Origin of the sequence: Serratia sp. T13T92, assembly GCF_047530105.1 — a bacterium.
In the GTDB taxonomy this organism is placed as follows: domain Bacteria; phylum Pseudomonadota; class Gammaproteobacteria; order Enterobacterales; family Enterobacteriaceae; genus Chania; species Chania fonticola.
The window spans coordinates 316,179-328,350 of the sequence record NZ_JBLJAK010000001.1 but is presented as its reverse complement, the minus strand read 5'-3'; the positions used below and the strand labels follow the sequence as shown (position 1 = coordinate 328,350).

11 protein-coding genes and 2 tRNA genes are annotated in these 12,172 nt (G+C 53.7%); 7 read left to right on the top strand and 6 right to left on the bottom strand.

Annotated elements, in window-relative coordinates; genetic code table 11:
- Positions 1-14: 14 nt before the first annotated feature.
- The 6 genes from sufB (at position 15) to ACMV5I_RS01430 (ending at position 6,516) form a co-directional block, all read left to right on the top strand.
- On the top strand, positions 15-1,514 hold the full coding sequence (gene sufB, locus ACMV5I_RS01455) for a Fe-S cluster assembly protein SufB (RefSeq protein ID WP_414823488.1): 1,500 nt from the start codon (positions 15-17) through the stop codon (positions 1,512-1,514).
- A gap of 43 nt (positions 1,515-1,557) precedes the next feature.
- Positions 1,558-2,304 (top strand): Fe-S cluster assembly ATPase SufC, encoded by a 747-nt coding sequence (gene sufC, locus ACMV5I_RS01450; protein ID WP_021804565.1) that lies wholly within the window; start codon positions 1,558-1,560, stop codon positions 2,302-2,304.
- Positions 2,279-3,565 carry a Fe-S cluster assembly protein SufD gene (sufD, locus tag ACMV5I_RS01445; protein WP_414823487.1) on the top strand — a complete coding sequence of 429 codons (1,287 nt, stop codon included), beginning with the start codon at positions 2,279-2,281 and terminating at the stop codon, positions 3,563-3,565. Before sufC ends, sufD begins: the two co-directional genes overlap by 26 nt.
- Positions 3,562-4,782: a cysteine desulfurase SufS gene (gene sufS / locus ACMV5I_RS01440; RefSeq protein ID WP_121606722.1), complete on the top strand. Its 1,221-nt coding sequence runs from the start codon at positions 3,562-3,564 to the stop codon at positions 4,780-4,782. Before sufD ends, sufS begins: the two co-directional genes overlap by 4 nt.
- A gap of 17 nt (positions 4,783-4,799) precedes the next feature.
- A complete protein-coding gene (gene sufE, locus ACMV5I_RS01435) occupies positions 4,800-5,216 on the top strand; it encodes a cysteine desulfuration protein SufE (protein ID WP_121606723.1) in 417 nt (138 codons plus the stop codon).
- Between the two features lie 280 nt (positions 5,217-5,496).
- Positions 5,497-6,516 carry a L,D-transpeptidase family protein gene (locus ACMV5I_RS01430; protein ID WP_414823486.1) on the top strand — a complete coding sequence of 340 codons (1,020 nt, stop codon included), beginning with the start codon at positions 5,497-5,499 and terminating at the stop codon, positions 6,514-6,516.
- A 152-nt stretch (positions 6,517-6,668) separates the two neighbouring features.
- On the opposite strand, the gene ACMV5I_RS01425 is transcribed toward ACMV5I_RS01430, so the two are convergent.
- From ACMV5I_RS01425 to ACMV5I_RS01400, 6 genes are all read right to left on the bottom strand, one after another.
- Positions 6,669-6,905 (bottom strand): major outer membrane lipoprotein, encoded by a 237-nt coding sequence (locus tag ACMV5I_RS01425; RefSeq protein WP_005165631.1) that lies wholly within the window; start codon positions 6,903-6,905, stop codon positions 6,669-6,671.
- A gap of 307 nt (positions 6,906-7,212) precedes the next feature.
- Positions 7,213-8,625, bottom strand: coding sequence for a pyruvate kinase PykF (gene pykF / locus ACMV5I_RS01420; protein ID WP_414823485.1), 1,413 nt, complete (start codon positions 8,623-8,625; stop codon positions 7,213-7,215).
- Positions 8,626-9,054: 429 nt separating this feature from the next.
- A complete protein-coding gene (locus tag ACMV5I_RS01415) occupies positions 9,055-9,360 on the bottom strand; it encodes a cupin (RefSeq protein ID WP_202727219.1) in 306 nt (101 codons plus the stop codon).
- A gap of 122 nt (positions 9,361-9,482) precedes the next feature.
- Positions 9,483-9,559, bottom strand: a tRNA-Val gene (locus ACMV5I_RS01410).
- Positions 9,560-9,580: 21 nt separating this feature from the next.
- Positions 9,581-9,657, bottom strand: a tRNA-Val gene (locus ACMV5I_RS01405).
- Between the two features lie 192 nt (positions 9,658-9,849).
- Positions 9,850-11,226: an MATE family efflux transporter gene (locus ACMV5I_RS01400; protein WP_414823484.1), complete on the bottom strand. Its 1,377-nt coding sequence runs from the start codon at positions 11,224-11,226 to the stop codon at positions 9,850-9,852.
- 279 nt (positions 11,227-11,505) lie between these two features.
- Here ACMV5I_RS01400 and ACMV5I_RS01395 point away from each other — a divergent pair, with 279 nt between their 5' ends.
- Positions 11,506-12,156, top strand: a complete 651-nt coding sequence (locus tag ACMV5I_RS01395) for a riboflavin synthase (RefSeq protein ID WP_024486163.1) — start codon at positions 11,506-11,508, stop codon at positions 12,154-12,156.
- Positions 12,157-12,172: the final 16 nt, after the last annotated feature.

The window sequence follows — 12,172 nt, the reverse complement described above, 5'->3', positions numbered from 1 at the left end:
GCGATGCAATCAACATGACACGAAGCAACGTAGAAACAGCGAAAGATGTACCGGCTTGGGTCAGCGAAGGTCGCTACAAGGAAGGATTCTTTACCCAACTGGCCACCGATGAGTTGGCCAAAGGTATCAACGAAGAGGTGGTACGCGCCATCTCGGCCAAGCGTAACGAACCCGAGTGGATGCTGGAATTCCGCCTGGAGGCTTACCGTGCCTGGCTGCAAATGGAAGAGCCACACTGGCTGAAAGCTAACTATGACAAGCTGAACTATCAGGATTACAGCTACTATTCAGCGCCGTCCTGCGGCAGCTGTGATGACGCCTGCGGTTCTCAGCCTGGGGCGGAGCAGCAGCCTGGCGCCAGTACGGAAAACGGCTACCTGACCAGCGAAGTTGAATTGGCGTTTAATCAACTGGGTGTACCGGTGCGTGAAGGTAATGAAGTGGCGGTAGATGCCATTTTCGACTCGGTTTCCGTCGCGACCACTTACCGTGAAAAGCTGGCGGAGAGCGGGGTGATCTTCTGCTCGTTCGGTGAGGCCATTCACGACCATCCAGACTTAGTCCGTAAGTATCTGGGCCGAGTGGTGCCGCATAACGACAACTTCTTTGCCGCACTCAACGCTGCGGTGGCTTCCGACGGCACCTTCGTCTACGTGCCGAAGGGCGTACGCTGCCCAATGGAGCTTTCCACCTATTTCCGCATTAACGCCGCGAAAACCGGCCAGTTTGAACGCACCATTCTGATTGCCGATGAAGGCAGCTATGTCAGCTACATTGAAGGCTGCTCAGCGCCGGTACGCGACAGCTATCAGCTGCACGCGGCGGTAGTAGAAGTGATCCTGCATAAAGACGCTGAAGTGAAGTATTCCACGGTGCAAAACTGGTTCTCCGGCGGCGGCGAAAGCAAGGGCGGCATTCTTAACTTCGTCACCAAGCGTGCGCTGTGTGAAGGCTCAGGGTCCAAAATGTCCTGGACACAGTCTGAAACCGGCTCAGCCATCACTTGGAAATACCCAAGCGTGATCTTGCAGGGCGACAACTCGATCGGTGAGTTTTTCTCGGTGGCGCTGACCAGCGGCTACCAACAGGCGGATACCGGTACCAAGATGATCCACATTGGTAAAAACACCAAGTCGACCATTATTGCCAAAGGGATCTCCGCTGGGCACAGCCAAAATACCTATCGTGGGCTGGTGAAGATCCTGCCCGGGGCGGAAAACGCCCGTAACTTTACCCAGTGCGACTCGATGCTGATCGGGCCCAATAGCGGGGCGCATACCTTCCCCTATGTGGAGACGCGCAATCACAGCGCCCAGCTTGAGCATGAGGCTACCACCTCGAAGATTGGTGACGACCAACTGTTCTACTGCCTGCAACGGGGCATCAGCGAAGATAACGCCATCTCGATGATCGTCAATGGTTTCTGTAAGGACGTGTTCTCCGAGCTGCCGCTGGAATTTGCCGTAGAGGCACAGAAGTTACTGGCTATCAGCCTGGAACACAGCGTCGGTTAAGCACCCGTATTTATAGCGCAGTAGCGCGATCAGAGGACACAGCATGTTAAGTATCAAGAATTTGCACGTCAGCGCCGAAGGAAATGAAATCCTCAAAGGGCTGAGCCTGGACATCAAACCGGGCGAAGTGCACGCCATTATGGGGCCCAACGGTTCCGGCAAAAGCACGCTTTCCGCCACGTTGGCTGGCCGGGAAGAGTATGAGGTCACCGCAGGTGAAGTGACGTTTAAAGGCAAAGATCTGTTGGAACTGGCTCCTGAGGATCGGGCCGGTGAGGGCGTATTCCTGGCGTTCCAGTACCCGGTAGAGATCCCCGGCGTCAGCAACCATTTCTTCCTGCAGACCTCGGTGAATGCGGTGCGTAATTACCGTGGCCAAGAGGCGCTGGATCGCTTCGACTTCGCTGACTTTATCGAACAGAAGATTGAGTTGCTGAATATGCCAGCGGATTTGTTGACCCGTTCGGTCAACGTCGGTTTTTCCGGCGGCGAGAAGAAACGAAACGACATCCTGCAAATGGCCGCGCTGGAGCCGGAGCTGTGCATTCTGGATGAAACGGATTCCGGGCTGGATATCGATGCCCTGAAGATCGTCGCCAACGGAGTCAATTCGCTGCGTGACGGCAAGCGCGCCTTTATTATTGTCACCCACTATCAGCGCATTCTCGATTATATCAAACCGGATTACGTTCACGTGCTTTCCCAGGGGCGCATCGTGAAATCCGGTGATTTCTCATTGGTGAAACAGTTGGAGGAGCAGGGCTATGGCTGGCTTTCCGACCAACAGTAATTCACGGGCGTTACAGCAGATGTACAGCCTTTTCGAAGCCCGCGGCGGCGAGCAGTCTGCGCATGCGTTAGCCCATTGGCAGCAGGCTTTGCGCCAAGGCTGGCCGACTCGCAAGCAGGAAAACTGGAAATATACCCCGCTGGAAGGCTTGCTGGAGCAGCAGTTTCTGGAGCCTGCGGACAACGTGTTCAGCGCGGAGCAGCGTGACAAACTGGCGTTGAAGATCGATGCGTATCGCCTGGTGTTTGTCGATGGGCGCTTATGCCCACAACTGAGCGATGAGGATCTTGGCGACTACCAGTTGACCAGGGTGGCCTATGATGCGCCACTAACGCTGCCGGAGCCGATCCAGCCAGAAATCTTTCTGCATTTGACCGAAAGCCTGGCGCAGGAAACCAGCGTGATTAGCCTGGCGGCGGGCAAAGCTCCGGTTAAGCCGCTCTATCTGTTGCATCTCAGCACCGGTCGCGAGCAGCCCGGAGAAGTGAATACGCTGCATCACCGGCACCATCTGGAGATTGCAAGTGGTGCACGAGCTTCGGTCATCGAACACTATGCCAGCATCAGCGCTGCGGCCCACTTCACCGGTGCGCGCCTGACCGTGAAGGTGGGGGATAATGCCGAGCTGCATCATTGCAAACTGGCGTTCGAGAGCCAGGCCAGTTATCACTTTGCCCATAACGACCTGATGATAGGCCGCGACGCTCGAGTTAAAAGCGATAGCTTCCTGCTGGGAGCTGGGCTGACTCGCCACCACACCAGTGCGCAGTTAAACGGTGAGGGGAGCAATGTGGTAATCAATAGTTTGGTGTTGCCGGTGGGTAAAGAGGTGTGCGATACCCGTACCTATCTGGAACACAACAAAGGCTACTGCGAAAGCCGCCAACTGCACAAAACGGTGGTCAGCGATCGAGCCAAGGCGGTATTTAACGGTATGATCAAGGTCGCGCAATACGCGATCAAAACCGACGGCCAAATGAACAACCACAACCTGTTGTTGGGCAAGGTGGCGGAGGTCGATACCAAACCGCAGCTGGAAATCTACGCCGATGATGTCAAATGCAGCCACGGTGCCACCGTGGGCCGCATCGATGAAGAACAGCTGTTCTATCTGCAATCGCGCGGTATTGATAAGCACGCGGCGCAGCAGATGATCATCTTTGCCTTTGCCGCTGAACTGACGGAGGGCATTGCCGACCCGGTCATTCGGGAGTTGGTGCTGGCGCGTATCGCCGATCGTTTACCCCAGGAGGCGGCATGAGTTATCCCCTGGAACGGGTACGTAGCGATTTCCCCCTGTTGGCTCGGGAGGTCAATGGGCAACCGTTGGCTTACCTGGACAGTGCTGCCAGCGCGCAGAAACCGCAGAGCGTGATTGACCGCGAACTGGATTTCTACCGTCACGGTTATGCCGCGGTTCATCGCGGTATCCATACGTTGAGCGCCGAAGCTACCCAGCAGATGGAGGCCGTGCGTGAGCAAGTGGCGCGCTTTATCCACGCGGGCTCGGCGGAAGAAATTGTGTTCGTGAAAGGCACCACTGAAGGCATCAATCTGGTGGCTAACAGCTTTGGCCGCCATTTGCTGACGGCGGGTGATAGTATCATCATCACTGAGATGGAGCACCACGCCAATATTGTGCCGTGGCAAATGCTGGCGCAGGAGCGAGGCATCACGCTGCGTGTCTGGCCATTGCAGCCAGACGGCACCTTGGATCTGGCGCAACTGCCGGGCCTGATCGATGCCTCCACCAAGCTGTTGGCGATCACCCAGGTATCGAACGTGCTGGGAACCGTCAACCCACTGAGTGAGATCGTTCCCGTGGCCAAAGCGGCTGGGCTGAAGGTGCTGGTGGACGGCGCTCAAGCGGTAATGCATCAGCGTATCGATGTCCAGGCGCTTGACTGTGATTTTTATGTGTTCTCCGGCCACAAGCTGTATGGGCCAAGCGGTATCGGCATTCTGTATGGCAAGCAGGCGTTGCTGGAACAGATGCCTCCGTGGGAAGGCGGCGGCGCGATGATCCAACGGGTCAGCTTGACGCAAGGCACTACCTTTGCAGCGCCACCATGGCGTTTTGAGGCCGGTTCACCTAATACGGCGGGGATGATGGGGCTAGGGGCGGCCATCGACTATGTCGAGGCTCTGGGGCTGGAAAATATTCACGATTACGAGCAGTCTTTAATGCATTACGCATTGGATGAATTGCAGCAGGTGCCAACGCTGAAGATCTACGGCCCTGCACAGCGTGCCGGTGTGATAGCCTTTAACCTGGGTGAACATCATGCCTACGACGTGGGCAGTTTCCTGGATCAATACGGTATTGCGATCCGCACTGGGCACCACTGCGCCATGCCGCTGATGGAGTTCTACCAGGTACCAAGTATGTGCCGTGCCTCGCTGGCGTTGTACAATACCCGCCAGGAAGTGGATCGGCTGGTCGCCGGTTTGCAGCGCATCCACAGCTTGTTAGGCTAATCATTAAAGGGAGCCCCATGGCGCATTTGCCGGACAAAGATAAATTGGTGCGTAACTTTTCCCGCTGCCTGAACTGGGAAGAGAAGTACCTGTATGTGATCGAACTGGGTAGCCAGTTGCCACCGCTGGATGAAAGCGAGCGGCAGGCGGCTAACCTGATTTCTGGCTGTCAAAGCCAGGTCTGGATCGTGATGAGCAACAACGCGCAAGGGCAGGTAGAGTTTCATGGTGATAGCGATGCCGCTATCGTCAAGGGGCTGCTGGCGGTGGTGTTTATTGTTTATCACCAGCTTACGCCGCAGCAAATTCTCGATCTGGATGTGCGCCCATTCTTCAGCGAACTGGCCTTGAGCCAACATCTGACGCCTTCTCGTTCTCAAGGTTTGGAGGCGATGATCCGCGCTATTCGCAGTAAAGCGGCCCAGCTCGTCTGAGCGGGCACCCAAGGCTTATTGATGGCATGTTATGTCAATGAGCCTTTACAATTCCTGCCAAGTCCCGTCATTTTTCCACAAATTATAAGTATTTCAGCCGTTTACCCGTTGACGAGTCCTTGACAATTCCTGCGTTTGATTACGTTATAACATGTTGATTTTTTGCAATTTATTGCCTTTAAATCGGATCTTGCTAATATCGAACGAGCATTTATCTTATTTACCTGCTGGCCAGCGACCGCTAGCCTTGCAATGAACCGTAAAATCAATAGGGATAAGAATGAAACGTGCGTTGACTCTAATGGGCGTGTTATTCGCCACCGTACTGACCGGCACCCAGGTCGCCAGTGCGAACGAATACTCATTGCCGCCGCCAGGCAGCCGTCTGATTGGTGAGAATACGATTTACAACGTGCCAAATGATGGCCGTTCGCTGGAAGCCATTGCGGCTGACTACAAGATTGGGCTATTGGGCATGCTGGAAGCTAACCCGGGTACCGATCCCTATCTGCCTAAACCGGGGACGGCGCTGACGATCCCGACTCAGATGCTGCTGCCGGATACTCCACGTGAAGGCATTGTGGTCAATCTAGCGGAACTGCGCTTGTACTATTACCCGAAAGGGGAAGATAAGGTGATCGTCTATCCGATCGGTATCGGCCAGACCGGTATGAATACACCGTTGAAGGTGACCTCGGTCAGCCAGAAGATCCCGAATCCAACCTGGACGCCAACTGCCAACATCCGCAAGCGCTACCAGTCACAGGGCGTGACTCTGCCTGCGGTAATACCGGCTGGGCCAGAGAATCCGATGGGGCTGTTTGCCATGCGTCTGGCCATGGGGCACGGTGAATACCTGATCCACGGCACCAATGCCAACTTTGGTATCGGGATGCGCGTGAGCTCAGGTTGTATCCGCCTGCGCCCGGACGATATCGAAGCGCTGTTCAACCAGGTGCCACAAGGTACCAGAGTGCAAATCGTCAATGAACCGCTGAAGGTCTCCGTTGAACCAGACGGCAAACGCTATGTAGAAGTGCATCAGCCATTGTCGAGAGTGGCCAGTGACGATCCGCAGACCATGCCGTTCGCACTTTCTAAAAATCAGAAAGCCTTTGCTACCGATCCACAGACCGATAAGGCAATGCTCGACAGCGCCATCGTACGGCGTTCTGGCATGCCGGTGCTGGTAAGTGTAGGGCAAGACCCTTCTGAGGTCGCTACACCGCCTACAGCGCTTCCTGGTGAGGGAGCTGACACCTCTGGCGAGACTGGTGCACCGATTAGCTCGGTGAACTAAACCTTAATGGTGCGAAAGTAGTGGGGTCCGGCATTGAGCCTGGCCCTTTTTTTGTGCCTAGGTATGGGATGGGATGATGTGCAGGGGCTATTTATTTATAGGCAAAAAAAAACGGTGCACAATGTGCACCGTTTTCAATAACCGAAGCAAACTTACTTTTTGTAAGCGTGTGCTTGGTTGTCCAGACGCTGGTTAGCGCGCGCTGCGTCGTCTTTAGCTGCTTGAACGTCAGAACGGATTGCGTTCACGTCGTTGCTCAGCTGATCAACTTTAGCGTTCAGAGTCTGAACGTCAGAAGACAGTTGATCGATTTTAGCGTTGCTTGAGCAACCAGCCAGCATAGTAGAAGCCAGGATTACCGCGCCCAGTACCAGTTTAGTACGATTCATTATAACACCCTCTAGATTGAGTTAATCTCCATGTAGCGTTACAAGTATTACACAAACTTTTTTCGAAAGAGAATAAATTTTTTGTATTAAGGCCCTTTATTTTGATCGTTCGCTCAAACTTGCATCTTGTTTTGCAAAATAGTTAAAAAATCGAAGGAAAACAGCCTGATTCTATGGGACAACTCTCAAATGAAATTGGCGAAATAAACCGCTTTAATGGTTGCGTTTTTCTGAAAGTGCGTTATTGCAGATAAAAAAAACGCCGCTAAGCGGCGTTTGGGTCACAGACTTGTTGTCACGTTTATTATTACAGCACGTGAACCGAGGCAGTATTGGTGGTGCCGCTTGGTACCAGAGCACCAGAAACCATCACTACGACGTCGCCTTTCTGTGCCAGGCCGCTCGCTAAAGCAACTTCTTTACCAATGCGGTAGAAGTCGTCGGTAGAAGCGATTTCTTTGACCATCTGAGTGGTGATACCTTTGCTCAGGATCAGTTGACGAGCGGTGACTTCGTTGGTCGTCAGCGCCAGGATCACGGCGTTAGGGAAGTACTTACGCACGGATTTGGCTGATTTGCCGCCGCTGGTGGCAACCACGATCAGTGGCGCGTCCAGTTTTTCGGCAGTTTCTACCGCACCGCGGCACACCGCTTCGGTGATACGCAGTTTACGGTTGTCGTTCAGGGTGTCGATACGGCTAGGCATCACGCGATCGGTACGTTCGCAGATGGTTGCCATGATGGTAACGGCTTCCAGCGGGTATTTACCCTTGGCGCTTTCACCAGACAGCATCACCGCATCGGTACCGTCCAGGATGGCGTTGGCAACGTCACCGGCTTCTGCACGGGTAGGGCGCGGGTTCTTGATCATTGAATCCAGCATCTGGGTTGCGGTGATAACCACTTTGCGTGCGCGGTTACACTTCTCGATCATCATCTTCTGCGCGAAGATTACTTCTTCAACCGGGATTTCAACACCCAGATCGCCACGAGCTACCATGATGCCGTCAGACGCTTCGAGGATCTCGTCGAAGTTGTTCAGGCCTTCCTGGTTTTCGATCTTGGAGATGATCTGAATGTTTTCGCCGCCGTGGGCTTTCAGGTGCTCACGGATTTCCAGCACGTCGGAACGCTTACGGATAAAGGAAGCCGCAACGAAATCTACGCCTTGCTCACAACCGAAGATCAGGTCACGTTTGTCTTTTTCGGCCAGCGCTGGCAGCTTAATGGAAACACCTGGCAGGTTAACGCCTTTGTTTTCGCCCAGATCGCCGCTGTTCAGTACTTTACAGATCACTTCGCTTTCGGTAACCGCAGTCACTTCCATACCGATCAGGCCATCGTCCACCAGTACGGTGTTGCCAATCTTCAGGTCAGCAGCAAAGCCAGGGTAGGTCACAGCAACGCGCTCTTTGTTGCCGATAACGCTCTGGTCGGTGGTGAAGGTGAAGGTCTGGCCAGCAACCAGGGCTGCATCAACGCCGCCTTCCAGCTTCATGGTACGGATTTCCGGGCCTTTGGTATCGAGCAGGATGCCGGCGTTTTTACCGGTTTTGGCAATTACCGCACGCATGTTCTTGATGCGGTTACCGTGTTCTTCATAATCGCCGTGGGAGAAGTTAAGGCGCATTACGTTCATGCCCGCGTTCAGCAGGCTGGTCAGCATTTCTTCCGACTCGGTTTTCGGGCCGATAGTACAAACAATTTTGGTCTTTTTCATGACGATTTTTTCTGCAAGTTGTGATGGATAATAAAACTAACGGTACCGGCGGCTAGGCCATCGGTAAGGGATTTGGGCTGTGCCTGGCAATGCAAAACATAGTTAAGGATAGGTGACCTTGGTCGAAATGGGGTGGAAAAATTCGGCCGATGCCCAGGTGCGGGTAAGCTGCGCAAAAAGCGAGGATGAGAATTTGTTGTAATTGCGTTTTCGCAGATCAAGGGCTGAAACCATTCAACTGAAAGACGTTGCGCATTATAAGGCTATGCGGCTGGAAACAAAACAAAAAACCGCAGTTGTCGGCAGTTTTGTACATAAAGTCAGCAAATGTGGCGCAAATTGGCCGCCTGCCAGCGGGTTTGTTGCGCAAATAGCATTACTGTAACGGATTATGTTTTCAAAAAAAATAAAGTGACGGACTTCACGCTTTCAAACATTTTGCTGAATTTCCAACAGGACTCCGTCATCCAGACAGAAACAGCCAAATACGGTAGCGGCAGGGATCGCCAACGTTTCCTGGGCCATCAGAGTATGCACGTCACTGCCGACGGTGAACTCGAAGATCCCAGAAAGGATGCGGATGTGTTGGGAGTAGGGGCGTTTTTGCAGTTGGTCGAAGGTGCCTGCGGCAAACTTGACTTCCCAGGCGGTGCTACCATCGCTCATTAGCCCTTGGCGGCGGGCGAGGCCATTGTCGAGTTGTTCGAACGGCAGCTGTGATTTAAAAACCGACATCAAAATTACCTCCATCAGGATACTGCGCTGATGATACGCGACGGGCTGACGCTCTGTCCGGTATTACTGTTAAATTGGGTTGCCGTTAGGCGAGAGATAATACTGGGAAGCGAAACAAGAAGTGGTGCGTCCGAATGGACTCGAACCATCGACCCCCACCATGTCAAGGTGGTGCTCTAACCAACTGAGCTACGGACGCACTGTGCTACTTTCAGGAATTTGGTGCGTCTGAATGGACTCGAACCATCGACCCCCACCATGTCAAGGTGGTGCTCTAACCAACTGAGCTACAGACGCATCTTTTTCCTCTCTGTCATGGCTGACAGCGGGGACGAATATTAACGAGCAACCTGGCCGCTGGCAAGGGGAAAAACGCAATTTTATTTGGTATTTCACGCGATTGCTGAGCTTATGTGCAGTAAGGCGGTTTTTTCTGCAATGGCTGGCGAGGAACTCGCCGGTTTGCCTGTGACAAACCGGCGAACGCTATTAACGGGTGGAACGCTGCAAAATCAACGCCGGGGGTTGGCGCTGTAACCAACGCATCCGCAATACCATCATGATGGCGGCGAAGGTCAGGCCGATAATAAAGCCGAACCAGAATCCGCTAGGCCCCATCGCTGGCACGATGTAGTCCGTCAGCGCCAGCAGATAGCCGCTTGGCAACCCGAGAACCCAATAGGCAACAAAGGTGATATAGAAGATCGCCCGGGTATCTTTATAGCCCCGCAGAATACCGCTACCGATCACCTGGATGGAGTCGGATATCTGATAAATCGCCGCCAGCAGCATCAGATGGGAGGCCATGGTCACGACCGCAGGGTTATCGTTATACAGCAGGGCGATAGATTCGCGGAAGGCAGCGGTGAACAACGCCGAGCAACTGGCCATGGCTATGCCGACGGCAATCGCCGCATAGGCGGCAATCCGAGCGCCCTCTACCGAGCCTTCGCCCAGACGATGCCCAACGCGAATGGTGGCCCCAACGCCGAGCGACAGCGGCAGTACAAACATCAGTGAGCTGAAGTTCAGGGCAATCTGGTGTCCGGCAACCGCAACGATGCCCAGCGGTGAAACCAATAATGCCACCACGGCAAACAGCGTCACCTCAAAGAACAAGGCCAGGGCAACCGGCAGACCAATACCGATCAGGCGTTTTAACGCCTGCCAGTCCGGGCCACGATGTGCGCCTTCCTCCAGCTTGATATCCCGCAGCGAGGATGCACGTTTGGCATACCAGCGCATCATCAGGAACATCATCCAATACACGCTGGCGGTGGCGACACCACAACCGATGCCGCCCATTTCCGGCATGCCAAACTTGCCGAAAATCAATATGTAGTTGATCGGGATGTTGATCAGTAGACCCAAAAACCCTATTACCATGCCGGGCTTGGTTTTGGATAAGCCTTCACACTGGCCACGGACGACCTGGAAGAACAAATAGCCGGGAGCTCCCCACATAATGGCATGCAGGAAACCAACGGCCTTTTCAGCCAGCAGCGGATCGATGTTGTGCATCATGTCGATCACCAACTGGCTGTTATAAATCACGGCGATAATGAGGAGTGAAACCCCCGATGCCAGCCAAAAGCCCTGGCGCACCTGATACGCGATACGATCGCGGCGGCCCGCGCCGTTGAGCTGGGCGATCACCGGGGTCAAGGCCAGCAGTAAACCGTGGCCGAACAGAATGGTCGGCAGCCAGATAGAGGTCCCGACGGCAACGGCGGCCATATCCGTGGCGCTATAAGAGCCAGCCATGATGGTATCGACCACGCCCATTGCGGTTTGGGATATTTGCGCGATGATGACCGGAATTGCGAGGGCCAATAAACTACGCGCCTCAATAAAGTACTTCTGCACGTATACACCTTTCTAATTATTTATGGGGAAGGGGTGTCGCTGCATCAGCAACAACTAAAAACTGCGGAATATGCCGAAAAGATTGTACCTGCTAGCCGGGGTTAAGCAAAGGTTGTAACGAAATAGTTATACTCGTCGTCTTGAAACTACAGTGCTGTTAGCCCCCAGGGCATAAACTAGGCAAGCACTGCTTTTTTGCCGTTGTGCGTTTGGTTTTCTGCCGTAACTGGGGCAAACTGCTTACAGCGCGTTGAACATAGTCATAAAGAAGAGGCCAACATGTTTACCGGTATCGTACAAGGCACTGCCCCGCTGGTTGCCATTGATGAAAAACCCAACTTCCGTACCCACGTTGTTGAAATGCCTGATGAGCTGTTACCAGGGCTGGAGTTGGGGGCCTCGGTGGCCCACAACGGCTGCTGTCTGACCGTCACGGAGATTGCAGGCAATCGCGTCAGCTTTGATTTGATCAAAGAGACTCTGCGGTTGACCAATCTTGGCGATCTTAAACTGGGTGATGTGGTCAATCTGGAAAGAGCCGCCAAGTTTAACGATGAAATCGGCGGGCACCTGATGTCCGGGCATATTATCTGTACCGCGGAAGTCACCAAGATTTATACCTCGGAAAATAATCGCCAGATCTGGCTGCGTATGCCGAATATCGATTTGATGAAATATGTGCTGCATAAGGGTTTCATCGGCATTGATGGCATTAGCCTGACCATAGGTGAGGTGGTCAATAACCGTTTCTGCGTGCATTTGATCCCGGAAACCCTTGAGCGCACCACGCTGGGTAAAAAGCGCCTGGGGGATAAGGTCAATATAGAAATCGATCCGCAAACTCAAGCGGTGGTGGATACCGTCGAGCGTGTGCTAGCTAATCGTGAGGCTGCGTTAGCTGTCACCAAGCCGTCTGTACCCAAAGCCTGATAACCCTGCACTAAGA